At 73.7% G+C, this 22,638-nt stretch carries 27 protein-coding genes; 21 read left to right on the plus strand and 6 right to left on the minus strand.

The annotated features are described in order from the left end of the window. Positions 1-9: 9 nt before the first annotated feature. Positions 10-1,053 carry a hypothetical protein gene (locus ACLGIH_RS25655; RefSeq protein WP_416527643.1) on the minus strand — a complete coding sequence of 348 codons (1,044 nt, stop codon included), beginning with the start codon at positions 1,051-1,053 and terminating at the stop codon, positions 10-12. A gap of 249 nt (positions 1,054-1,302) precedes the next feature. Next, entirely contained in the window at positions 1,303-2,880 is a 1,578-nt protein-coding gene (locus tag ACLGIH_RS25660) for an oxidoreductase (RefSeq protein ID WP_416527644.1), read from the minus strand. A 179-nt stretch (positions 2,881-3,059) separates the two neighbouring features. Between ACLGIH_RS25660 and hisD the strand changes: the two genes are divergently transcribed. The 9 genes from hisD to ACLGIH_RS25705 all read left to right on the plus strand — a co-directional run bounded on the left by hisD (position 3,060) and on the right by ACLGIH_RS25705 (position 10,254). Further along, the gene (gene hisD, locus ACLGIH_RS25665) at positions 3,060-4,385 is read left to right on the plus strand and encodes a histidinol dehydrogenase (RefSeq protein ID WP_416527645.1); all 1,326 of its coding nucleotides are present in this window, start codon (positions 3,060-3,062) and stop codon (positions 4,383-4,385) included. Then, the gene (locus ACLGIH_RS25670) at positions 4,382-5,497 is read left to right on the plus strand and encodes a histidinol-phosphate transaminase (protein ID WP_416527646.1); all 1,116 of its coding nucleotides are present in this window, start codon (positions 4,382-4,384) and stop codon (positions 5,495-5,497) included. Before hisD ends, ACLGIH_RS25670 begins: the two co-directional genes overlap by 4 nt. Continuing rightward, positions 5,494-6,087 (plus strand): imidazoleglycerol-phosphate dehydratase HisB, encoded by a 594-nt coding sequence (gene hisB / locus ACLGIH_RS25675; RefSeq protein WP_019328035.1) that lies wholly within the window; start codon positions 5,494-5,496, stop codon positions 6,085-6,087. Before ACLGIH_RS25670 ends, hisB begins: the two co-directional genes overlap by 4 nt. A 4-nt stretch (positions 6,088-6,091) precedes the next feature. Beyond that, positions 6,092-6,256, plus strand: a complete 165-nt coding sequence (locus tag ACLGIH_RS25680; protein WP_416527647.1) for a hypothetical protein — start codon at positions 6,092-6,094, stop codon at positions 6,254-6,256. Further along, a complete protein-coding gene (hisH, locus tag ACLGIH_RS25685; RefSeq protein WP_416527648.1) occupies positions 6,247-6,891 on the plus strand; it encodes an imidazole glycerol phosphate synthase subunit HisH in 645 nt (214 codons plus the stop codon). The genes ACLGIH_RS25680 and hisH overlap by 10 nt, the downstream gene beginning before the upstream one ends. Before the next feature lie 2 nt (positions 6,892-6,893). After that, entirely contained in the window at positions 6,894-7,619 is a 726-nt protein-coding gene (gene priA, locus ACLGIH_RS25690) for a bifunctional 1-(5-phosphoribosyl)-5-((5-phosphoribosylamino)methylideneamino)imidazole-4-carboxamide isomerase/phosphoribosylanthranilate isomerase PriA (protein ID WP_416527649.1), read from the plus strand. After that, positions 7,616-8,020: a Rid family hydrolase gene (locus tag ACLGIH_RS25695; protein ID WP_416527650.1), complete on the plus strand. Its 405-nt coding sequence runs from the start codon at positions 7,616-7,618 to the stop codon at positions 8,018-8,020. Before priA ends, ACLGIH_RS25695 begins: the two co-directional genes overlap by 4 nt. 4 nt (positions 8,021-8,024) lie before the next feature. Then, complete coding sequence (gene hisF / locus ACLGIH_RS25700; protein ID WP_416527651.1) at positions 8,025-8,780, plus strand: imidazole glycerol phosphate synthase subunit HisF; 756 nt, start codon at positions 8,025-8,027, stop codon at positions 8,778-8,780. A gap of 205 nt (positions 8,781-8,985) precedes the next feature. Then, the gene (locus ACLGIH_RS25705; RefSeq protein ID WP_416527652.1) at positions 8,986-10,254 is read left to right on the plus strand and encodes an MFS transporter; all 1,269 of its coding nucleotides are present in this window, start codon (positions 8,986-8,988) and stop codon (positions 10,252-10,254) included. A 20-nt stretch (positions 10,255-10,274) separates the two neighbouring features. On the opposite strand, the gene ACLGIH_RS25710 is transcribed toward ACLGIH_RS25705, so the two are convergent. After that, complete coding sequence (locus tag ACLGIH_RS25710; RefSeq protein ID WP_416527653.1) at positions 10,275-10,910, minus strand: TIGR03085 family metal-binding protein; 636 nt, start codon at positions 10,908-10,910, stop codon at positions 10,275-10,277. An 82-nt stretch (positions 10,911-10,992) separates the two neighbouring features. Here ACLGIH_RS25710 and hisI point away from each other — a divergent pair, with 82 nt between their 5' ends. The 11 genes from hisI to lgt all read left to right on the plus strand — a co-directional run bounded on the left by hisI (position 10,993) and on the right by lgt (position 19,865). Continuing rightward, positions 10,993-11,400, plus strand: coding sequence for a phosphoribosyl-AMP cyclohydrolase (hisI, locus tag ACLGIH_RS25715; RefSeq protein ID WP_416527654.1), 408 nt, complete (start codon positions 10,993-10,995; stop codon positions 11,398-11,400). An 11-nt stretch (positions 11,401-11,411) separates the two neighbouring features. After that, on the plus strand, positions 11,412-12,902 hold the full coding sequence (locus ACLGIH_RS25720) for an anthranilate synthase component I (RefSeq protein ID WP_416527655.1): 1,491 nt from the start codon (positions 11,412-11,414) through the stop codon (positions 12,900-12,902). A 61-nt stretch (positions 12,903-12,963) separates the two neighbouring features. Then, positions 12,964-13,605 carry a TIGR02234 family membrane protein gene (locus ACLGIH_RS25725; RefSeq protein ID WP_416527656.1) on the plus strand — a complete coding sequence of 214 codons (642 nt, stop codon included), beginning with the start codon at positions 12,964-12,966 and terminating at the stop codon, positions 13,603-13,605. Positions 13,606-13,746: 141 nt separating this feature from the next. Beyond that, positions 13,747-13,998, plus strand: coding sequence for an HGxxPAAW family protein (locus ACLGIH_RS25730; RefSeq protein ID WP_416527657.1), 252 nt, complete (start codon positions 13,747-13,749; stop codon positions 13,996-13,998). A 112-nt stretch (positions 13,999-14,110) separates the two neighbouring features. Continuing rightward, complete coding sequence (locus ACLGIH_RS25735) at positions 14,111-14,545, plus strand: DUF2752 domain-containing protein (RefSeq protein ID WP_416529473.1); 435 nt, start codon at positions 14,111-14,113, stop codon at positions 14,543-14,545. Positions 14,546-14,662: 117 nt separating this feature from the next. Further along, positions 14,663-15,472, plus strand: a complete 810-nt coding sequence (gene trpC / locus ACLGIH_RS25740) for an indole-3-glycerol phosphate synthase TrpC (protein WP_416527658.1) — start codon at positions 14,663-14,665, stop codon at positions 15,470-15,472. Between the two features lie 30 nt (positions 15,473-15,502). After that, positions 15,503-15,676, plus strand: a complete 174-nt coding sequence (gene trpM / locus ACLGIH_RS25745) for a tryptophan biosynthesis modulator TrpM (RefSeq protein WP_416527659.1) — start codon at positions 15,503-15,505, stop codon at positions 15,674-15,676. A gap of 107 nt (positions 15,677-15,783) precedes the next feature. Beyond that, positions 15,784-17,067, plus strand: coding sequence for a tryptophan synthase subunit beta (gene trpB / locus ACLGIH_RS25750; RefSeq protein ID WP_416527660.1), 1,284 nt, complete (start codon positions 15,784-15,786; stop codon positions 17,065-17,067). Next, positions 17,064-17,879 (plus strand): tryptophan synthase subunit alpha, encoded by an 816-nt coding sequence (trpA, locus tag ACLGIH_RS25755; RefSeq protein ID WP_416527661.1) that lies wholly within the window; start codon positions 17,064-17,066, stop codon positions 17,877-17,879. Before trpB ends, trpA begins: the two co-directional genes overlap by 4 nt. Before the next feature lie 87 nt (positions 17,880-17,966). Continuing rightward, positions 17,967-18,737, plus strand: coding sequence for a DsbA family protein (locus ACLGIH_RS25760; protein WP_416527662.1), 771 nt, complete (start codon positions 17,967-17,969; stop codon positions 18,735-18,737). Between the two features lie 96 nt (positions 18,738-18,833). Beyond that, positions 18,834-19,865: a prolipoprotein diacylglyceryl transferase gene (lgt, locus tag ACLGIH_RS25765; protein ID WP_416527663.1), complete on the plus strand. Its 1,032-nt coding sequence runs from the start codon at positions 18,834-18,836 to the stop codon at positions 19,863-19,865. Positions 19,866-19,907: 42 nt separating this feature from the next. On the opposite strand, the gene ACLGIH_RS25770 is transcribed toward lgt, so the two are convergent. Genes ACLGIH_RS25770 through ACLGIH_RS25780 form a run of 3 tightly spaced genes read right to left on the minus strand, consistent with a single transcriptional unit; the run spans position 19,908 to position 21,504 of the window. Then, positions 19,908-20,726 (minus strand): HpcH/HpaI aldolase/citrate lyase family protein, encoded by an 819-nt coding sequence (locus ACLGIH_RS25770; protein ID WP_416527664.1) that lies wholly within the window; start codon positions 20,724-20,726, stop codon positions 19,908-19,910. After that, positions 20,723-21,346, minus strand: a complete 624-nt coding sequence (locus ACLGIH_RS25775; protein ID WP_416527665.1) for a CoA transferase — start codon at positions 21,344-21,346, stop codon at positions 20,723-20,725. Before ACLGIH_RS25775 ends, ACLGIH_RS25770 begins: the two co-directional genes overlap by 4 nt. After that, a complete protein-coding gene (locus tag ACLGIH_RS25780; RefSeq protein WP_416527666.1) occupies positions 21,343-21,504 on the minus strand; it encodes a hypothetical protein in 162 nt (53 codons plus the stop codon). Before ACLGIH_RS25780 ends, ACLGIH_RS25775 begins: the two co-directional genes overlap by 4 nt. A 234-nt stretch (positions 21,505-21,738) precedes the next feature. Here ACLGIH_RS25780 and ACLGIH_RS25785 point away from each other — a divergent pair, with 234 nt between their 5' ends. Continuing rightward, positions 21,739-22,470 carry a VIT1/CCC1 transporter family protein gene (locus ACLGIH_RS25785; RefSeq protein ID WP_416527667.1) on the plus strand — a complete coding sequence of 244 codons (732 nt, stop codon included), beginning with the start codon at positions 21,739-21,741 and terminating at the stop codon, positions 22,468-22,470. Positions 22,471-22,638: the final 168 nt, after the last annotated feature.

Genomic DNA, 22,638 nt, shown 5'->3' on the forward strand with positions numbered 1-22,638 from the left:
CGCAGAAGCCTAATGGTCGCCGGGGGTGGCGCGACCACCCTGCCCACGTGGTGGATGGCCGGAGCCCGTCCCCGGCACCCCGGCGGCCACCGTCGCCCGCACTCCCGCACGCACCCGGAGGAACCGGCCGAGCGGGTCCTCCGCGTCCCGGCCCCAGGGGAAGGACGTGACGTACGGGCCGGTCAGCCGCAGCTGCTCCAGGGCGTCCGGCCAGCGCTCCAGGCGCACGAGGACGTAGGCCAGCAGGTTGCGCAGCTCCGCCGGCCACGGGTCGGCCGCCGGCTGCGCGGCCGACAGCGCGACCGCCAGGTCGGCCGCCGCGTCCAGCCGTGCCCGCGGGACCGCCGCCGCGCCGTCGTCCCGCAGGCACGCGAACGCCGCCAGCAGGGGCAGCGCCCGGACCTCGGCACCCTCGGGGGCGTCCTGCGCGGCCGTCTCGGCGAAGTCCAGACACGCCGGGTGGGCGGCGGGCGAGGCGTCGGCCAGGTACTCCAGGGCGGCGACATGGCAGCCGTAGTGGTGCGGGGCGCGGCGCACCGCCTCGGCCCACAGCCGCTCGAAGTCGGTGTGCCCGGCCCGGGTGCCCCGCGCCGCGTCCAGCGCGATCCGCCAGGGCACCGGGTCCCGCCCGGCCTCCTCGGCCACCGCCAGGACCGGCGGGACCGCCGGGCGCAGCAGCTCGGCGCGGGCCGGCGAGTCCCAGTGGCGGTCCACGGCCAGCCGGGCGGCCACCAGCAGGGCGTCCGGGTCGGCGGGGGCGGCGGCCCGCCACCGCGTCAGCCACTCGGCGCGCGAGCGCGCGAAGGCCGCCAGCCGGGTCGCGTACCGGTCGCGGTGCTCCCACTCGGCGTTCTCCCGGGTGCCGGCCAGCAGTCCGGCCGCCGGTTCGTAGGCGCCGTGCGCCGCCGCGACCAGCGCGGGACCGAGGCGCTCGTCGGGTGCGTCGAGCAGCACCTCGTCACCGGGGCAGGGGGCGGCGGCCGGGCGCGGCGACGTCCCGCGCACCCGGGCCGTACGGAGGAGCACGCGGAGCCGAGCCATGGTGCCGACCATTGAAAGACCGCAGGTCGAGGGCGCGCCAGGGCGTACACAGAACCTCTGGAAAGTTGTACCCGGATCGGCAAAGCCGCGGTAAAACGTGAAGGAATTTCTCCTTCCGCGGCACGCCGGGCGGCCTCGGGCGCGGTCGGGCAGCGCCCGAGGGGCGTGGGGCCGCGGCGAGCCACGGCCCGGCCGCGGGAGCGACCGGCCGCGCCGCGCCCGCGGGCGGGCGAAGGCCGCGCCCGGCGCCACCCCGGCCCCTCAGCCGCGCCGCAGAATCCGCGTCGCCCCCGCCGCCACCGTCGTGGCCAGGACCCACCCCAGCAGAATCAGCGCCACCGCCAGCCACTGCCAGCCACCCCGCAACTGCCAGTGCCCGACCTGCCCCAGCTCGACCACCGGCAGCAGCAGGTCCAGGGCGAACAGCGCGGGGCTCCAGCCCGGATGCTCGCCGCGCTTCAGCGGCTCCAGCTCGGCCTGCGCGAAGACGAGCGATCCCGCCGCCCACAGCACCGCCATCCACACCGCGGCCCGCCCCGGCCGGTAGCCGTAGGCGACCGTCCAGTCCTGGGCGTACCCCCACAGCTTGGCGGCGATCGGCAGGCTCTCCCGGCGCCGGCGCTGCTTGGCGAGCAGCACCTCACGGGCGTCCTCGTCCTCGCCGCCGGACCGCAGCACGGTGGCGAGCAGTTCGTACGGCTCCGGGTTGTACTCGGCGGTCGCGGCGGCCACCCAGGCCAGCCGCTCGGTCAGCGGGAACGGCCCCCGGGGTACGAGGTTCTCGTAGGTGAAGCCGCCCATGTGCAGCCGGCCCGCCCCCGGCCAGCTGTCCGCCCGGTCCATCAGGTTGACCACCCGCGCCCCCGACAGCACCACCCGGCCCCGCTCCGGCCGCTCCCCGAGGAAGCGCAGCTCGGGCGTCTGCACCCGGCGCAGCGACAGCTCCTGCTCCTCGGTCATGGCGAACCGGGCCCGCTCGAAGTCGACCGCGTCGCCGAACCGCCCGTCGTCCAGCCGCATCCCGCCCCGGCACTCGAACCGCTGGATGCGCGTCCCCGCCGCCGGGGTCGTGCCCCGCAGCAACTGGCTGCCGACGCCCGCCGGGGTCAGGTACAGGGTGCGCTCGACGGTGAGCTGCGGGGCGTTCAGCGCCAGCCGGGCGTACGGATTGTGCAGCCGGGCCCCGCGCAGGCTCAGCGAGACGCCGACCGTGGCGCTGCGCAGGCTCAGCTCACCGTGCGTCTCCAGCATCTCCGCCTGTAAGTCCTGCCCGACCGTCAGCCCGTCCGCCGTGATGGCCCGCCCGCTGCGGTCCCGGTGCGCGACCGCCTGGTTGAGCAGCAGGTCGGTGCCGATCTGGGCGTCGGTCAGGCGCACGCCCCGGTGGAACCTGCAGCGCGGCAGATGCAGATCACCCTCGGTGTGCAGCCGGGCCGCCTCCAGGCGCGGCACCGAGCAGTTCACCAGCCGTGCGGTCGTGAAACGCGTCTCGGGCAGCAGGACCTCGTGTTCGAAACGGCAGCCGCGCAGCTCGACGTACGGCACCACCGTGCCGCCCGCGAGGTCCATCGTGCCGCTGACCTGCACTCCGACCAGCTTCAGCGACGAGACCCGCCCGGCGAGCGCGGGCGGCCCGTCGAGCAGCAGCCAGCACACGACGCGGGCCCGCACGGTCCGCTCCGGGCCCCACGGATGGCCGCCGTGCGGATCGTCGACGACGGTGTCCCCGCTGCTCAGGTCGTACACGGTGCCGTTGCGGAAGGCCTGCCACATGCCGGCCTCGGTCGCGGTCAGGTCCTCGGGCGGCTCCCCGGCCCGGCGGCCGGCCCCCTCGGTCACGGTTCTTCACTTCCTCCCCCGCTACTCGCCGGTCAGTACCTTCGTACACCTGTTCATGCCCGGTGGGTGACCAGCTGAACACTCAAGGTGACGGGGATCTTCCGCCGGGTCCGGCCGGCCTGTATCAGCCATTGATACGCGCGGACGATCCGCGACGCGGGTCTGAGAGAATTGGTTCCGTGATCTCCCGAATCGATCTGCGCGGCGACGCCCTTCCCGAGGGCCCCGCCCTGCGCGACCTGCTGCCCCGAGCCGACTTCGACGTTGCGGCCGCCCTGGAGAAGGTGCGTCCGATCTGCGAGGCCGTGCATCATCGGGGCGACGCGGCGCTGATCGACTTCGCCGAGCAGTTCGACGGCGTCAGGCTCGACCAGGTGCGGGTGCCGGCCGCGGCGCTCACCCGTGCCCTGGACGAGCTGGACCCGGCCGTCCGCGCGGCCCTGGAGGAGTCCGTCCGCCGCGCCCGCCTCGTCCACCGCGAGCAGCGCCGCACCACGCACACCACGCAGGTGGTACCCGGCGGCACGGTCACCGAGAAGTGGGTGCCGGTGGAGCGCGTCGGCCTCTACGCGCCCGGCGGCCGGTCGGTCTACCCGTCCTCCGTGGTCATGAACGTCGTGCCCGCCCAGGAGGCCGGCGTCGGCTCCATCGCGCTCGCCTCGCCCGCCCAGGCCGGGTTCGGCGGGCTCCCGCACCCGACGATCCTCGCCGCCTGCGCCCTGCTCGGCGTCGACGAGGTCTACGCGGCCGGCGGCGCCACCGCCGTCGCGATGTTCGCGTACGGCACCGAGTCCTGCCCGCCCGCCAACATGGTCACCGGCCCCGGCAACATCTGGGTCGCCGCGGCCAAGCGCTACTTCACCGGAAAGATCGGCATCGACGCCGAGGCCGGCCCGACCGAGATCGCCGTCCTCGCCGACGGCACCGCCGACCCGGTGCACGTCGCCTCCGACCTGATCAGCCAGGCCGAGCACGACCCGCTGGCGGCGGCCGTCCTGGTCACCGACTCCCCGGCACTCGCGGACGCGGTCGAGCGGGAGCTGGAGCCCCAGGTCGCGGCCACCAGGCACATCGACGACCGGATCGTCCCCGCCCTCAAGGGCCGCCAGTCCGCGATCGTGCTGGTCGACGGCATCGAGGAGGGCCTCCGCGTGGTCGACGCCTACGGCGCCGAGCACCTGGAGATCCAGACCGCCGACGCCGCCGCGGTCGCCGACCGCGTGCGGAACGCCGGCGCGATCTTCGTCGGCCCCTGGGCGCCGGTCTCCCTCGGCGACTACGCGGCCGGGTCCAACCACGTCCTGCCCACCGGCGGCTGCGCCTGCCACTCCTCGGGCCTGTCCGTCCAGTCCTTCCTGCGCGGCATCCACATCGTCGACTACACGCGCGACGCCCTCGCCGAGGTCGCGCACCACGTGGTGACGCTGGCGGAGGCGGAGGACCTGCCCGCGCACGGCGCGGCGATCAAGGCGAGGTTCGACTGGAAGGTGCCGGAGAGCAAGTGAACGTCCGGATCGACGATCTCCCCGTACGGGACGAGCTGCGCGGCAAGTCCCCCTACGGCGCGCCCCAGCTGGACGTGCCCGTACGGCTGAACACCAACGAGAACCCCTACCCGCTGCCCGAGCCGCTGGTCGAGCGGATCGCCGAGCGGGTCCGCGAGGCGGCCCGGAGCCTGAACCGCTACCCGGACCGCGACGCGGTCGAGCTGCGCACCAAGCTCGCCGAGTACCTGACGCAGACCTCCGGGTCCGCCGTCGACGTGCGCAACGTCTGGGCCGCCAACGGCTCCAACGAGGTCATCCAGCAGCTGCTGCAGACCTTCGGCGGCCCCGGCCGCACGGCGATCGGCTTCGAGCCGTCGTACTCGATGCACGGCCTGATCGCCCGCGGCACCGGCACCGGCTGGATCTCCGGCCCGCGCCACGAGGACTTCACCATCGACGTCCCCGCCGCCGAGCAGGCGATCGCCGAGCACCGCCCGGACGTCGTCTTCATCACCACCCCCAACAACCCCACGGGCAACGCGGTCCCGCCCGAGACGGTCCTCGCGCTCTACGAGGCCGCGCAGGTGGCGAAGCCGTCCATGGTGGTGGTGGACGAGGCCTACATCGAGTTCAGCCACGGCGACTCGCTGCTGCCGCTGCTCCAGGGACGCCCCCACCTGGTCGTCTCCCGCACGATGTCCAAGGCGTTCGGCGCGGCGGGCCTGCGCCTCGGTTACCTCGCCGCGCACCCGGCGGTCGTCGACGCCGTCCAGCTGGTACGGCTGCCGTACCACCTGTCGGCCGTCACCCAGGCGACCGCCCTGGCCGCCCTGGAGCACACCGGCACGCTGCTGAAGTACGTCGAGCAGCTCAAGGCCGAACGGGACCGGCTGGTCGCCGAGCTGCGCGCGATCGGCTACCGGGTGACCGAGTCCGACGCCAACTTCGTGCAGTTCGGGCACTTCCCCGACGCCCACGAGGCCTGGCGGAAGATCCTCGACCGGGGCGTCCTGGTCCGGGACAACGGCGTACCGGGATGGCTGCGGGTCACCGCGGGAACCCCGGCCGAGAACGACGCGTTCCTCGATGCGGTACGCGACTTGAAGAAGGAACAGGAGCAGAGCGGATGAGCCGCGTCGGGCGCGTGGAGCGCACCACCAAGGAGACCTCGGTCCTCGTCGAGATCGACCTCGACGGCACCGGCAAGACCGACATCGCCACCGGCGTCGGCTTCTACGACCACATGCTCGACCAGCTCGGCCGGCACGGTCTGTTCGACCTGACCGTGAAGACCGACGGCGACCTGCACATCGACTCCCACCACACCATCGAGGACACCGCCCTCGCGCTGGGCGCCGCCTTCAAGCAGGCCCTCGGCGACAAGGTGGGCATCTACCGCTTCGGCAACTGCACGGTCCCGCTGGACGAGTCCCTCGCCCAGGTCACCGTCGACCTCTCCGGCCGCCCCTACCTCGTGCACACCGAGCCCGAGAAGATGGCGCCGATGATCGGCGAGTACGACACCACGATGACCCGGCACATCCTGGAGTCCTTCGTCGCCCAGGCGCAGATCGCCCTGCACGTGCACGTGCCGTACGGGCGCAACGCGCACCACATCGTGGAGTGCCAGTTCAAGGCGCTGGCCCGGGCGCTGCGGTACGCATCCGAGCGGGACCCCCGCGCGGCGGGCATCCTGCCGTCCACGAAGGGCGCCCTGTAGAGCCATGACCGGCCTGTCTACTCTTCTGATCGTCGTCGGTCTCTTCCTGGTCGGCGGGATCATCTCCTTCGTCAAGCAGCAGATGCCCAAGGGGCTGATCGTGCTGCTCTCCATCGGCGCCGCGATGTGTCTCGTCGCGGGCGTCATGCGGCTGGAGGTGTGGAATTGAGCACCAAGAGCGTCGTCGTCTTCGACTACGGCTTCGGCAACGTCCGCTCCGCCGAGCGCGCCCTCGCCCGCGCGGGCGCCGACGTCGAGATCACACGTGACTTCGACAAGGCGATGAACGCCGACGGGCTGCTGGTGCCCGGCGTCGGCGCCTTCGCCGCCTGTATGAAGGGCCTGCGCGAGGCCCGCGGCGACTGGGTCGTCGACCGGCGGCTGTCCGGCGGACGCCCGGTGATGGGCATCTGCGTCGGCATGCAGATCCTGTTCGCGCGCGGCATCGAGCACGGCGTGGAGAGCGAGGGCCTCGACGAGTGGCCCGGCACGGTCGGCCCGCTCGAGGCCGACGTCGTGCCCCACATGGGCTGGAACACCGTCGAGGCACCGGACGGCTCACAGCTCTTCGCCGGCCTGGACGCGGACGCGCGGTTCTACTTCGTGCACTCCTACGCCGTCCACGACTGGAACCTGGAGACCCACAACCCGGCCTTCGCCGCCCCGAAGGTCACCTGGTCCACGCACGGCAAGCCCTTCGTGGCCGCCGTCGAGAACGGCGCCCTGTGGGCCACGCAGTTCCACCCCGAGAAGTCCGGCGACGCCGGAGCCCAGCTCCTCACCAACTGGATCGAGACCCTGTAGAGATGAGCAAGCTCGAACTCCTCCCCGCCGTCGACGTCCGCGACGGCCAGGCCGTCCGCCTGGTGCACGGCGAGTCCGGCACCGAGACCTCCTACGGCTCCCCGCTCGAGGCCGCCCTCGCCTGGCAGCGGTCCGGCGCCGAGTGGCTGCACCTGGTCGACCTCGACGCCGCCTTCGGCACCGGGAACAACCGCGAGCTGATCGCCGAGGTCGCGAAGGCCATGGACATCAAGGTGGAGCTGTCCGGCGGCATCCGCGACGACGACACCCTCGCCGCCGCGCTCGCCACCGGCTGCACCCGCGTCAACCTCGGCACGGCCGCGCTGGAGACCCCCGACTGGGTCGCCAAGGTCATCGCCGAGCACGGCGACAAGATCGCGGTCGGCCTGGACGTACGGGGCACGACCCTGCGCGGCCGGGGCTGGACCCGCGACGGCGGCGACCTCTACGAGACGCTGGAGCGCCTCAACCAGGAGGGCTGCGCCCGCTACGTCGTCACCGACATCGCCAAGGACGGAACCCTCCAGGGCCCCAACCTGGAGCTGCTGAAGAACGTCTGCGCGGCCACCGACCGCCCGGTGGTGGCCTCCGGTGGCGTGTCGTCCCTGGACGACCTGCGCGCCATCGCCGGACTGGTGCCGGCCGGTGTCGAGGGCGCCATCGTCGGGAAGGCCCTGTACGCGAAGGCGTTCACCCTGGAAGAGGCCTTGGAGGCTGTGTCGTCATGAGCGAAGCCGTGCGGCGTGTGCAGAGCGGAAGTCCCTGGGAAGACACCCTCGGTTGTGCACGCGCCGTCGCGGCGGGCGACCGCGTGCTGGTGGCGGGCACGACCTCCTTCAAGGGCGACGTCCTGTACGGCGAGGGCGACCCGTACGAGCAGGCCAGGACGGCCTTCGCCGGCGCGCTGGAGGCGATCGCGGAGTTCGGCCTCGGCGTGGAGTCGGTGATCCGCACCCGCGTCCACCTCGCCCACGCACGGGACGTCGACGCGGCGGGCCGGGCCCACAAGGAGCTGTTCGACTCGGTGCGCCCGGTGACCACGTTCCTGGTCGTCGACGGCTTCGTCGACTCACGCGTACTGGTCTCCGTGGAACTCGAAGCATTCAGAGGAATTACGAAGGAGCCGTGACTTCATGACCCTGGCGGTCCGAGTCATCCCCTGCCTGGACGTGGACAACGGCCGGGTCGTCAAGGGCGTCAACTTCCAGAACCTGCGCGACGCGGGTGACCCCGTCGAGATGGCCAAGGTGTACGACGCCGAGGGCGCCGACGAGCTGACCTTCCTGGACATCACCGCCTCGTCCGGCAACCGCGAGACCACCTACGACGTGGTGCGCCGCACCGCCGAGCAGGTGTTCATCCCGCTGACCGTCGGCGGCGGCGTGCGCAGCCCCGAGGACGTCGACCGGCTGCTGCGGGCGGGCGCGGACAAGGTCGGCGTCAACACGGCGGCGATCGCCCGTCCCGACCTGATCCGCGAGATCGCCGAGCGCTTCGGCCGCCAGGTGCTGGTCCTGTCGGTCGACGCCCGGCGCACCGACTCCGGTTCCTTCGAGGTGACCACCCACGGCGGCCGGCGCGGCACCGGCATCGACGCCGTCGAGTGGGCGCACCGGGCCGCGGAGCTGGGCGCCGGCGAGATCCTGCTGAACTCGATGGACGCGGACGGCACCAAGGACGGCTACGACCTGGAGATGATCGCGGCGGTCCGCAAGCACGTCACGGTCCCGGTCATCGCCTCCGGCGGCGCCGGCAAGCTCGCCGACTTCCCGCCGGCCGTCGACTCCGGCGCGGACGCCGTGCTGGCAGCCTCCGTCTTCCACTTCGGCGACCTGCGCATCGGGCAGGTGAAGGACACGCTGCGGGAGGCGGGGCACCCCGTCCGCTGAGGCCCGGTTGCGAAAGTGGCGCCGTCGCCCGGAGGGCGGCCGCGTGCCGGGCGTCGCGCGGCACGCGCCGACTTTCGCAACCGGCCCCGGCTCCGACCGTCCCACCGATCAGTGAGCGAGGCCGAACGGCTCGCGGATGTCCGCGGCGACCGGCCGGCCTCGCCGAGACCGCCCGTGCCCCCGCGCGACCGGGCCCGGTGACCCGATGACCGACACCTCCGGCACAGCCCCGGCGCCGCCGCGCCCCACCGCCGAGCGCCCGGCGCACCGCGACGGCAACGTCCTGCGCTGGGTGGCCGCGTACACCTTCTCGATGCTCGGCGACACGGTGTTCTTCCTCGCCCTGTCCTGGGCCGCCGTACAGGCCGGCAGCCCCGCGCAGGCCGGGCTCGTCACCGCCGTCAGCGCCGTGCCGCGCGCCCTGCTGATGCTCGGCGGGGGAGTGGTCGCCGACCGGCTCGGGCCGCGCCGGGTGGTCATCGGCAGCGACGCCGTGCGCTGCGCCGCCGTCCTGGCCGCCGCCGCGCTGCTGTTCGCCACCAGCCCCGGCCTGTGGCCGCTGGTGCTGCTCGCCCTGGTCTTCGGCGCCGTCGACGCCGTCTTCCTGCCCGCCGTGGGAGCCCTGCCGCCCCGGCTCACCGGCAAGGCCCAGCTCGCCCGCGTCCAGGGCATGCGGGGCCTGGCCATCCGCTTCGCGAGTGTGGTCGGGGCCCCGCTCGGGGGCCTCGGTGTCGCCGTCGGCGGACCGGCCGCCGCCTTCGCGCTCGCCGGCCTGCTGATCGCGGCCTCCGTGCCGCTGCTGGTGTCCGTACGGATGCGGGAGCTGCCCCCGGACGACGAGCACCCCCCGGCCGCCGGCACCACCACCGCCTGGCGGGACCTCGTCGACGGCCTCGGCCACATCCGCCGGCACCCTGTCCTGGCCCCGCTGCTGGTCGTCATCGCCCTCGGCGACCTCGGCTTCGTCGGCCCCCTGAACATCGGCCTGACCCTGCTCGCCGACCAGCGCGGCTGGGGAGCCTCCGGCGTGGGCTGGGTGCTGGGCGGGTTCGGCGCCGGCGCGGGCGTGGCGGCGCTGCTGCTGACGGTGCGCGGCCGGGTGCCGCACGCCGGGTACGCCGTCGGCGGCGCGATCATCCCCGGCGCCGCCGCGATCGGCGCGCTCGCCCACGTACCCGGCCTTGCCGCGGCGGTCGGCACGGCGGTGCTCGTCGGGCTGCTGACCGGGCTCAGCGGCGCGCTGTGCGGGGCACTGCTCCAGACCCAGGCGGCCCCCGCCTACCTGGGCCGGGTCAGCGCCGTCGCCGGCATCGTCAGCCTCGGCGTCACCCCGCTCAGCATGCCGCTGTCCGCCGCCGCCATCGGCGTCTGGGGCACGGGCCCCGTCTTCGCCGTCAGCGCCGTGGTCTGCGGACTCGGCGGCGCGGTCGCGCTGTGCGCACCGGCCCTGCGCAACGCCGAGCTGCCGAAGTAGCGCCCGGCCGCCCGAAGCCGTCAGATGCCGAGCTGCTTCGTCTCCCGCACCTTCGCGATCGCGTCCGCGTCGCCCTCCAGCTCCACCCCGGCCGCGCTCTGCCGGCCGTAGGCGAACAGCAGCAGCTCCGACGGCTCACCCGTCGCCGTGACCACCGGGGTGCCGCGGTGGGCGACCGCCGTCTGGCCGTTCGGACGGCGCAGCACCAGCCCGGTCGGGACACCGCGGCCCATCAGGCGGGCGGCGCGCTCCAGCCGGGACCACAGGGCGTCCTGGAAGACCGGGTCCAGCTCCCGCGGCGTCCACTCCGGCTGCGCACGGCGGACGTCCTCGGTGTGGACGTAGTACTCGACCGTGTTCGCCGCCTCGTCGACCTGCTTGAGCTGGAACGGTGAGAACCGCGGCGGGCCGGTGCGGATCAGCCGGATCAGCTCCTCGTACGGCTTCGCGGTGTACTCCTCCATCACCCGATCCAGCCGCGGTGCCAGCTGTTTGATCAGGGTCCCTCCGGCGGCGTCGGGCCGGCGCTCGCGGACCACCACGTGCGCGGCCAGGTCCCGGGTGCGCCAGCCCTCGCACAGAGTGGGGGCCTCCGGGCCCGCCGTCTCCAACAGGTCGGCGAGCAGAAGTCGTTCACGCTTGGCGAATGTCGACATGCAGTCAGCCTACGACCGCCGCCGCCGTCCGCACAGTGAACGCGGCCGGGCCACGCCGCCCGCGCGCGGCACAATGGTCGGCATGACCAGCACCTCCTCCCGGCCCAGCCGGCTCGACCCGGAGATCGCCGCCCGCCTCAGGCGCAGCCCCGACGGTCTCCTGCCCGCCATCGCCCAGCAGTACGACACCGGTGAGGTGCTGATGCTCGGCTGGATGGACGACGAGGCGCTGCACCGCACGCTGACCACCGGCCGCTGCACGTACTGGTCGCGCAGCCGCCGGGAGTACTGGGTCAAGGGCGACACCTCCGGCCACGTCCAGTGGGTGAAGTCCGTCGCCCTGGACTGCGACGCCGACACCGTCCTCGTCAAGGTCGACCAGGTCGGCGCCGCCTGCCACACCGGCGCCCGCACCTGCTTCGACGCCGACGTGCTGCTCAAGGACGGCGAGGGCGGCGGCGAGTCCGGCGCGCCCGCCGCGGATCAGTAAGGTCTGCCGCCATGGACCTCGAGACGTTCCGCAAGCTGGCCACCGACCGCCGGGTCATCCCGGTCACCCGCAAGCTGCTCGCCGACGGCGACACCCCGGTCGCGCTCTACCGCAAGCTCGCCGCCGAGCGACCGGGCACCTTCCTGCTGGAGTCCGCGGAGAACGGACGCTCCTGGTCCCGGTACTCCTTCGTCGGCGTCCGCTCCGCCGCCACCCTCACCGAGCAGGGCGGCCAGGCCCACTGGCTCGGGACCCCGCCCGTCGGCGTGCCCGCCGAGGGCGACCCGCTGACCGCCCTCCGCGCCACGGTCGAGGCCCTGCACACCCCGCGCGACCTCGCCCACGACCTGGGCCTGCCGCCCTTCACCGGCGGGATGGTCGGCTACCTCGGCTACGACATCGTGCGCCGCCTGGAGAAGATCGGCCCCGGGGAGCGCGACGACCTCCGGCTCCCCGAGCTGACCATGCTGCTCACCAGCGACCTCGCCGTCATGGACCACTGGGAGGGCGCGGTCTGGCTGATCGCCAACGCCATCAACCACAACGACCTCGCCACGGGCGTCGACGAGGCGTACGCCGACGCCGTCGCCCGCCTGGACGCCATGGAGGCGGACCTGACGCGCGCGGTCGCCCAGCCGCCGGCCGCGCTCCCGCCCTCGGAGCTGCCCGAGTACACCGCGCGGTGGGGCGGCACCGACTTCCAGGAGGCCGTGGAGGACATCAAGGAGCGCATCCGCGCGGGCGAGGCCTTCCAGGTCGTCCCCTCGCAGCGGTTCGAGACGCCGTGCACGGCGACCGCCCTCGACGTCTACCGGGTGCTGCGGGCCACGAACCCGTCCCCGTACATGTACCTGTTCCGCTTCGAGGGTTTCGACGTCGTCGGATCGTCCCCCGAGGCCCTGGTCAAGGTCGAGGACGGGCGGGCCATGCTGCACCCCATCGCCGGCACCCGGCACCGCGGCGCCACCCCGCAGGAGGACCAGGCCCTCGCCGACGCACTGCTCGCCGATCCCAAGGAGCGCGCCGAGCACCTGATGCTCGTCGACCTCGGCCGCAACGACCTCGGGCGGGTCTGCGAGCCCGGCTCGGTGGAGGTCGTCGACTTCATGTCCATCGAGCGGTACTCGCACGTCATGCACATCGTCTCCACGGTCACCGGACGGGTGGCGGCCGACCGCACCGCCTTCGACGTGCTCACCGCCTGCTTCCCGGCCGGCACCCTCTCCGGCGCCCCCAAGCCGCGGGCCATGCAGATCATCGACGAACTCGAACCGTCCCGCCGGGGCGTGTACGGCGGCTGCGTCGGCTACCTCGACTTCGCGGGCGACTCCGACACCGCCATCGCCATCCGCACGGCGCTGCTGCGCGACGGCACCGCCTACGTCCAGGCGGGCGCCGGCGTCGTCGCCGACTCCGACCCGGTCGCCGAGGACACCGAGTGCCGCAACAAGGCGGCGGCGGTCCTGCGGGCGGTGCACACCGCCAACCGGCTCGGAAAGTAGGGCGCTTCTCACGTCCCGCGGACGGCCCCCGGGTGACGCGTCACCCGGGGTTCGGGCGATAGTGGAGTACGTGACTGCTGTACCTCACCCCCGTTCCGAAGCCCCCCGCCCCGCGCGGGCCGGCCGCCGGAGTCTCGCCCTCGCACTGCTGTCCGGTGCGCTGGGCGCGGCCGTCGCCCTGCTGGCCACCCGCCGGCAGTGGGCGCAGGGCACCGCGACGGTGGCCGGCGGCGACTTCCCCCTGACCGCCAGAGGCAGCGACGTCACGGGCGTCCCCGCGGCGCTCGCCATAGTGGGCCTCGCCGCGCTCGTCGCCGTCTTCGCCGTCCGCCGCGCCGGGCGGCTCGCCGTCGCCGGACTGCTCGCGCTGTGCGGTGCCGGCACGGTCGTCGCGGCCCTGCGCGGCGCGTCCGACGGCTCCGCGCTCGACGAGCAGGCGGCACGCGCCGCCGGTGACACCTCGGCCACCGTCGACGTTCTCAGCCACACCGCGTGGCCGTACGTCGCGGCCGTGGGGGGCGCCCTGATCCTGCTGGCCGGACTGCTCGCCCTGCGCTACGGCCGGCTCTGGCCCGCGATGTCCGGCCGCTACGAGCGCGGTGGCGCGGCCCGCCCGCGCCGCGCCGCCCCGGCCGTCGACCCCGACCGCCCCGAGGACATCTGGAAGGCACTGGACCGCGGGGAGGACCCGACCGGCGCCTGACCGCCCGGCGCCGCCGGCGGCGCCGGGTTCGTCCAGATCGCGGTGGGCACCCGGTACCCCCGCTCACACCGCACGCGCGCGTGCGGGACAATGACCCCGAGCGTCCTGCTCACACAGGCACACAGCAACGAGGAGCAAGCAATGGCGGGCAGCAGCCACGGTCACACCCCGGCCGCCTGGACCGGTGTCATCATCGCCTTCATCGGTTTCTGCGTCTCGGGCGCGTTCATGGTGATGGCCCAGCCGCTCGGCTTCTGGGCCGGCCTGGTGGTCGTCCTCCTCGGCGGTGTCGTCGGCGGCATCATGCGCATGATGGGCCTGGGCCAGCCGAAGGACACCCACCCGGTGCACCGGACGGCGGACGAGCGCCGGACGGCGGGCGTCGAGGGCTGAACCCCGCGCACGGCCTCGGCGAGGGGCGGTCGGCACACCGGTGCGGACCGCCCCTCGCGCGTGTGCGGCCCGCGAGGGGCACAATGCAGGCGTGGACGCCGATCTTCGGAACATCGCACGAACCGCCGTGCCGGCACCGCGGGGCGGCCGGACGGCCCTGTCCCGGCTGGCCGCCCCGGCCGGGGTGCTGGCCGCCGTGGCCGGGGCCTTCGCGTACGTCGGGACGGTGGATCCCAACGAACCGGGCCACTACCCCGCCTGCCCCCTGCTCCAGTACACCGGCATCTACTGCCCCGGCTGCGGCGGACTGCGCAGCGCCCACGCCGTCGTGCACGGTGACCTGGCCGCGGCGCTCCAGGCCAACGCCCCGGCCGTGTTCGGCTATCTGGCCTTCACCGTGCTGTGGACCGTCTGGGTGGTCCGCGCGGCACGCGGCCGGCCGTCGGCCCTCGCGCCGCCCCCGGCGCTCCTGTGGACCCTGGGGGCGTTGCTGCTGGTCTTCACGGTTGTCCGGAACCTGCCGTTCGGCGGCTGGCTCCACCCTTGATCATCTGCCGAATGTCCAGGTAGTGGGACCGGCGTCAACCGGATGCGGGGCCTTCGCCCTGCTGCGGATACCATCGCAGTGACCACCGGTTTCACCGTCAGGAAGGGGGCCGCTCGCGTGAGTGTGCTCGACGAGATCATCGACGGAGTCCGTGCCGACCTCGCGGAGCGGCAGGCGCGCGTCAGCCTCGACGAGCTCAAGGAGCGCGCGGCCAAGGCACCCGCCGCCAAGGACGGAGTGGCCGCACTGCGCGGTGACGGAGTCAAGGTCATCTGCGAGGTGAAGCGCTCCAGCCCGTCCAAGGGCGCGCTGGCCGCCATCGCCGACCCGGCCGGGCTCGCCGCGGACTACGAGGCGGGCGGCGCGGCCGTCATCTCCGTCCTCACCGAGCAGCGCCGCTTCGGCGGCTCGCTGGCCGACCTGGAGGCGGTGCGCGCCCGGGTGGACATCCCGGTGCTGCGCAAGGACTTCATCGTCACCTCGTACCAGCTGTGGGAGGCCCGGGCCTACGGCGCCGACCTCGCGCTGCTGATCGTCGCCGCCCTGGAGCAGTCGGCCCTGGAGTCGCTGATCGAGCGCGCCGAGTCCATCGGCCTGACCCCGCTGGTCGAGGTGCACGACGAGGACGAGGTCGACCGCGCGGTGGACGCCGGCGCCAAGGTCATCGGCGTCAACGCCCGCAACCTGAAGACCCTGGAGGTCGACCGCGGCACCTTCGAGCGGGTCGCCCCGGAGATCCCCGACACCATCGTCAAGATCGCCGAGTCCGGCGTCCGCGGCCCGCACGACCTCATCGCCTACGCCAACGAGGGCGCCGACGCCGTCCTGGTCGGCGAGTCCCTGGTCACCGGCCGCGACCCGAAGGCGGCGGTGGCCGACCTGGTCGCCGCGGGCACCCACCCCGCCCTCCGCCACGGCAGAGGCTGACAGCCCTGACACCCGGTTAAGCTTGCCCCGATGACCCTTCCGATCACCCTGACGGCCCGGGACCCGTACGCCCGCCTCGCGCGCGGCTGCCGGCCCCGGGGCTGCCGCGCGCCCGCGCGCAGGGTGCACGGCCGGCGAGTGCGGTACGTGATCGGTGACGAGCCGGGACAGGTGAACGGCCGTCGATGGCAGCGCGCCCTTTAGGGGCGCGGGGAACAGCGCGACAAGCCACGGACGGCCGTCGGCCGCCGAACGAAGCCCCGCCCCCACGGCGAATCGTGTCCGAAGAACACTCACCGTGAGGTTTCCGCATGCCCAGCGACTACTTCATCCCCGACCCGGAGGGTCGGACCCCCAGCGCCGAAGGCTACTTCGGCGTGTTCGGCGGCAAGTTCATCCCGGAGGCCCTCGTCGCCGCCGTGGACCAGGTCGCCGTCGAGTACGACAAGGCCAAGCACGACCCCGAGTTCGCCCGGGAGCTCGACGACCTGCTCGTCAACTACACGGGCCGCCCTTCGGCCCTCACCGAGGTCTCTCGTTTCGCCGCGGAAGCGGGCGGCGCCCGGATCTTCCTCAAGCGCGAGGACCTCAACCACACCGGCTCACACAAGATCAACAACGTGCTCGGCCAGGCCCTGCTGACCAAGCGCATGGGCAAGACCCGTGTCATCGCCGAGACCGGCGCCGGCCAGCACGGCGTCGCCACGGCCACCGCCTGCGCGCTCTTCGGCCTGGACTGCACCATCTACATGGGCGAGATCGACACCAAGCGCCAGGCCCTCAACGTGGCCCGCATGCGCATGCTCGGCGCCGAGGTCATCGCCGTGAAGTCCGGCAGCCGCACCCTGAAGGACGCCATCAACGAGGCGTTCCGCGACTGGGTCGCCAACGTCGACCGCACCCACTACCTCTTCGGCACCGTCGCCGGCCCGCACCCCTTCCCGGCCATGGTGCGCGACTTCCACCGCGTCATCGGCGTCGAGACCCGCCGCCAGCTCCTGGAGCGCGCCGGACGCCTGCCCGACGCCGCGATCGCCTGCGTCGGCGGCGGCTCCAACGCCATCGGCCTCTTCCACGCCTTCATCCCGGACGAGGGCGTCCGCCTCATCGGCTGCGAGCCCGCGGGGCACGGCATCGAGACCGGCGAGCACGCGGCCACGCTGACCGCCGGCGAGCCCGGCATCCTGCACGGCTCCCGGTCCTACGTCCTCCAGGACGACGAGGGCCAGATCACCGAGCCGTACTCGATCTCGGCCGGCCTGGACTACCCGGGCATCGGCCCGGAGCACTCCTACCTCAAGGACTCCGGCCGGGGCGAGTACCGCGCCGTCACCGACGACGCCGCCATGCAGGCCCTGCGCCTGCTGTCGCGCACAGAGGGCATCATCCCGGCCATCGAGAGCGCCCACGCCCTGGCCGGAGCCCTGGAGGTCGGCAAGGAGCTGGGCAAGGACGGCCTGATCGTCGTCAACCTCTCCGGCCGCGGCGACAAGGACATGGACACCGCCGCCCGGTACTTCGGGCTGTACGACACCGACGCCCAGGTGGCCGAGGACGCCGCCGGCACCGCCGAGATCGAGGGAGACGCCAAGTGAGCGGGAACGCGCGGCTGCTGAGCGACACCCTCGCCGCGGCCAAGGCCGAGGGCCGCTCCGCCCTCATCGCCTACCTCCCGGCCGGGTTCCCGACCGTGGACGGCGGCATCGAGGCGGTCAAGGCGGTGCTGGAGAGCGGTGCCGACGTCGTCGAGGTCGGGCTTCCGCACAGCGACCCCGTCCTCGACGGCCCGGTCATCCAGACCGCCGACGACATCGCCCTGCGCGGTGGCGTGCGGATCGCGGACGTGATGCGCACGGTCCGCGAGGGGCACGCGGCCACCGGCAAGCCGATCCTCGTCATGACGTACTGGAACCCCATCGACCGCTACGGCGTCGAGCGCTTCACCGCCGAGCTGGCCGAGGCGGGCGGCGCCGGCTGCATCCTGCCCGACCTGCCGGTCCAGGAGTCGGCACTCTGGAAGGAGCACGCCGACAAGCACGGGCTCGCCACGGTCTTCGTGGTCGCGCCCAGCAGCAAGGACGAGCGGCTCGCCGAGATCACCGCGGCGGGCAGCGGCTTCGTCTACGCCGCCTCCCTGATGGGCGTCACCGGCACCCGGGAGACGGTCAGCTCGCAGGCCGAGGACCTGGTGCGGCGCACCCGCGCCACCACCGACCTGCCGGTCTGCGTCGGGCTCGGCGTCTCCAACGCCTCCCAGGCCGCCGAGGTCGCCGGCTTCGCCGACGGCGTGATCGTCGGCTCGGCCTTCGTCAAGCGGATGCTGGACGCGCCCGATGACGCGGCCGGTCTGGACGGCGTCCGCGCGCTCGCCGCCGATCTGGCGAAGGGCGTGCGCGGACAGGCGTAGGCACGGGCGAGTCGTCCGGGGTCCCTCGAACGGGTGGACCTGGGGCCGGGGAGGCGCTCCGCGCCTCCCCGGTTCGTTCTGCGGGGTGTGAGCGAGAAGAATCGTGAGGGAAAGCGCACCGCCCGGGAGCGGCTGGCGGTCGAGCGTGAGAAGCACAAGCGCGCGGAGAGGCGACGGCGCGGGCTGATCGTGGGCGCCACCGTGGTCGGTGTCCTGGGGCTCGCGGCGGTCATCGGCGTGATCGCCGCCAACGCCGGCAAGGACGACAGCGAGGCGTCCGGCCCGGTCGTCGCGCCCTCAGGAGCACAGGGCGAGGACAGTCTCGCGATCCCGGTCGGCAAGGAGAGCGCCAAGTCGACGCTCACCATCTGGGAGGACTTCCGCTGCCCGGCCTGCGCGGCCTTCGAGCAGGCGTACCGCCCGGTGATCCACGAACTGACCGACGCCGGACAGCTCAAGGTCGAGTACCACCTGGCCACGATCATCGACGGCAACATGGGCGGCACCGGTTCGGCCAACGCGGCCAACGCCGCTGCCTGCGCCCAGGACGCCGGCAAGTTCGTGCCGTACCACGACGTGCTCTTCGCCAACCAGCCGCCGGAGCCCGACGACGCCTTCGCCCAGGACGCCAAGCTGCTCGAGCTGGCGAACAAGGTCGACGGCCTCGACACGCAGGCGTTCCGCGAGTGCGTGGAGGAGGGCACCCACGACGCCTGGGTCGAGAAGTCCAACGCAGCCTTCCGCAACGGCGGCTTCAGCGGCACCCCGACGGTCCTGCTCGACGGCAAGAACCTCTACGAGGACCGCACCATGACCCCCGCCAAGTTCAAGCAACTGGTGCAGGAGGCCAACACATAGGACGCCCGGCGGCGGGCAGCGCCGCCCGCCCGTTATGGACCCGTAGCCGGGCTGCCCGACGCGGGTCCGGTCCGGCACGGTAGCGTCGACCCTGCCATGGAACTTGCCTACATTCCCAGCCCGTCGCGCGGGGTGCTGTATCTCGGCCCCGTTCCGCTGCGCGGCTACGCGTTCTGCATCATCATCGGCGTCTTCGTTGCCGTCTGGCTCGGCAACAAGCGCTGGATCGCCCGCGGCGGGCGGGCCGGCACGGTGGCCGACATCGCGGTCTGGGCCGTTCCGTTCGGCCTGGTCGGCGGCCGGCTCTACCACGTGATCACGGACTACCAGCTGTACTTCAGCGAGGGCCGTGACTGGGTCGACGCCTTCAAGATCTGGGAGGGCGGACTCGGCATCTGGGGCGCGATCGCCTTCGGCGCGCTCGGCGCCTGGATCGGCTGCCGCCGCCGCGGCATCCCGATGCCCGCGTACGCCGACGCGGTCGCCCCCGGCATCGCGATCGCCCAGGCCATCGGCCGCTGGGGCAACTGGTTCAACCAGGAGCTGTACGGGCGGCCCACCGACCTGCCCTGGGCGGTGGAGATCACCTCGTCGGCGGACGGCAGGATTCCGGGAACGTACCACCCGACGTTCCTCTACGAGTCCCTGTGGTGCATCGGTGTCGCGCTGCTCGTCGTCTGGGCCGACCGGCGTTTCAAACTCGGCCACGGCCGGGCGTTCGCCCTGTACGTGGCGGCGTACTGCGCGGGCCGCTTCTGGATCGAGTACCTGCGTGTCGACGACGCCCACCACATCCTCGGCCTCCGCCTGAACAACTGGACCGCGCTGCTGGTCTTCCTGCTGGCGGTGACCTACATCGTCGTGTCGGCGAAGAAGCGGCCGGGCCGGGAGGCCGCGGTCGAGCCGGCGGCGGCCTCCGGCGACGGCACCGAAGCGGACGCCGATCCGGCGGCCGGGGGCCCGACCGCCACCGGGAAGGACGGCGGCACCTCCTCCGACGACGCGGACGGCGAGCAGCCGGCCAAGGACGCGGCGAAGTCCGGCGAGGACACCGAGAAGTCCGACGGGGACGACGCCGCCTCCGGCGAGGACGTGAAGGACGGCGCCGACCCGGCCAAGAAGGGCTGAACGCCGGGCGGGGCCGCGCAGCCGCGTGCGGACTGGCGCGGGTCAGGCCCGGCGTGCCGCCAGGGACAGCGTGCGCTGGGCCGTCGCCACCACCGCCGCGTCGATGAAGCGCCCGTCCGGCAGCGCCTGGGCACCCGGCTGGACGGTGGCCGCCTTGATGACCGTCTCCGCTTCCTCCAGCTCCCGTTCGGTCGGCAGATAGGCCCGCTCGATGATCGGCAGCTGGCGCGGATGGATCGCGGCCCGGCCGAGGAAGCCCAGGGCGCGCCCGTGGGCGCAGGAGGCCGCCAGGCCCTCCAGGTCCCGGGTGTCCGCGTGCACGGACTGCGCGGGCGGGGCCAGGCCCGCCGCCCGCGCCGCCACCACCACGCGCGAGCGGCACCAGTCGAGCCCGCTGTCGTCCCGCACCCCCAGGTCGGCCCGGAGGTCCGCCTCGCCCAGCGCGATCCCGCGCAGGCACGGGTGCGCGGCGGCGACCGGATGGGCCCGCTCGATGCCCAGCGCCGATTCCAGCAGCGCGTACAACGGCGGGCCACCGGTGGTCTCGGCGACGTGGACGATCTGCTCGGGGGAGGTCACCTTGGGCAGCCGCAGCCCGTGGAGGCCGGGCAGCCGGGCCAGCGCCGCCAGGTCCGCCGCCGCGAGCGGTGTGTCCGGGGCGTTCACCCGGACGTGCACCGGCACCGGCTGCGGCTCGCCGAGCAGCTCGGCGGTGGCGGCGCGAGCGTACTTCTTGCGGTCCGGGGCGACCGCGTCCTCCAGGTCGATCACGACCACGTCGGCGCCCGCGGCCAGCGCCTTGGCGACCACGTGCGGACGGTCTCCGGGCGCGTACAGCCAGGTCAGCACGGGCGCGGTCATGCGGCGCCCGCCTCGCGCAGCGGCGTCGGGCCGCCCGGGGGCAGACCCGGCCCGGTGAGGACCTCCTCGGTGTCCGCGCCGTGCGGGCGCCCCGTCCGGCGGATCGCGCCGGGTGCGGCGGACAGCCGGAAGAGCACGTGCTGCATCCGCAGCGGCCCCGGCTCGGGGTCGTCGACGGTGGTGACGGCGTCCAGGGCCCGGTACCGGGGGCCGGTCATCACGTCCCGCACGTCCTGCACCGGGGCCACCGCCGCCTCGGCCTCCTCGAACGCGGCCGGCACCTCGGCGCGGCCGTGCCGGGCGGTCCGGCCGCCGACCGCGTCGTCGAGGACGTCGGCGGCCAGCCGCCGCAGCGTGTCCCGGCCGCCGGGCGTGGACAGGTTCGGGGTGATGGTGCGTTCGCTGCGGCCGAGCAGTTTCCAGCACTGGCCGACGCCGTCCTTCGACGGGCCGTGGCCCCGGGACGGGGCGGGGCGGTCGGGGTGCTCGGCCTTGACGGCCTCGGCGCCGAAGTCGCCGAGCACGGTGGCGGCGAACGGGCCGGCGAAGAGGGTCGCGAGGTCCAGGACGCGCAGTCCGGTCAGCGGCGCGGTGGGCGCTGCGGGGGCGGGTGTGCTCATGAGGCGTACCGCTCCTCGATCTCCGTCCGGTACGGCATCGACGCCGACGCCAGGGCGTCCCCGACGGCCGGGCCGAGCAGCGCGCCGCGTGCCCGGTGGCGGAGCTGCGCGGCGCCCCCGGACTCGGGGAGCGAGGGACTGCGGGCGGTCGATGCCATGCGGCTGCTCCTCTCCCTTTGCGGAACTGTCCCCGGTGCGGAGCGCACCGCAGCCTCACTGCCGCCGGCGTCACCCGGTCGGCACCGCGCGAGCGCCGTCACGGATGCGCGTCGACCGGTAAAAGCGCAGGTAAGCGCAGCCTTTCCTTGCTGGCGGGGCAGGCGGGAGCGGCGTACATTTGTTGGCGTCAAAAGTTGGACTACGTCCAAAGAGGCGGATTTCCAGGGGGAACCGTGGCCATCATCGAGACCGAAGCGGCACTGCACGAGGCGCACCGCGACAACCACACGCACCGCGACGTGAACGGCGGCTGGCTGCGCCCCGCCGTCTTCGGCGCGATGGACGGCCTGGTCTCCAACCTCGCCCTGATGACCGGTGTCGCGGGCGGTGCCGTCAGTCAGCAGACCGTCGTGCTCAGCGGCCTCGCGGGCCTGGCCGCCGGCGCCTTCTCCATGGCCGCAGGCGAGTACACCTCGGTCGCCTCGCAGCGGGAGCTGGTCGAGGCGGAGCTGGACGTGGAGCGCCGCGAGCTGAAGAAGCACCCCGCGGACGAGGAGGCCGAGCTGGCCGCCCTCTACCAGGCGCGCGGCGTCGAGCCCGGCCTCGCCCGCGAGGTCGCCCGGCAGCTCTCCCGCGACCCCGAGCAGGCGCTGGAGATACACGCCCGCGAGGAACTCGGCATCGACCCCGGAGACCTGCCCTCGCCGCTGGTCGCGGCCGTGTCGTCGTTCGGCTCGTTCGCGCTGGGCGCCCTGCTCCCCGTACTGCCGTATCTGCTCGGCGCGACCGCGCTGTGGCCGGCGGTGCTGCTGGCGCTCGCCGGGCTCTTCCTGTGCGGTGCCGTGGTGGCCAGGGTGACGGCGCGGAGCTGGTGGTACAGCGGGCTGCGGCAGCTCGCCCTCGGCGGCGCGGCGGCGGGTGTGACGTACGCCCTGGGCAGCCTGTTCGGTGCGGCCCTAGGATAGCCCGGCCCCGGTCTTATGCGTCGGGCCGCATAAGTTTGCCGTTACTCGCTGGTTTCGAGTGCGTGACCACCGGGCATGAGCCGTAAGCGCTGTGGGCAATGAGGCCCGCCCGCGCATCCGTGGGGCGAGCGACGAAGCCCGCCCCACGCCCCCGGGCCGACCGGACAC

It is taken from the genome of Streptomyces hamibioticus, assembly GCF_047946815.1.
Classification (GTDB): Bacteria; Actinomycetota; Actinomycetes; order Streptomycetales; family Streptomycetaceae; genus Streptomyces.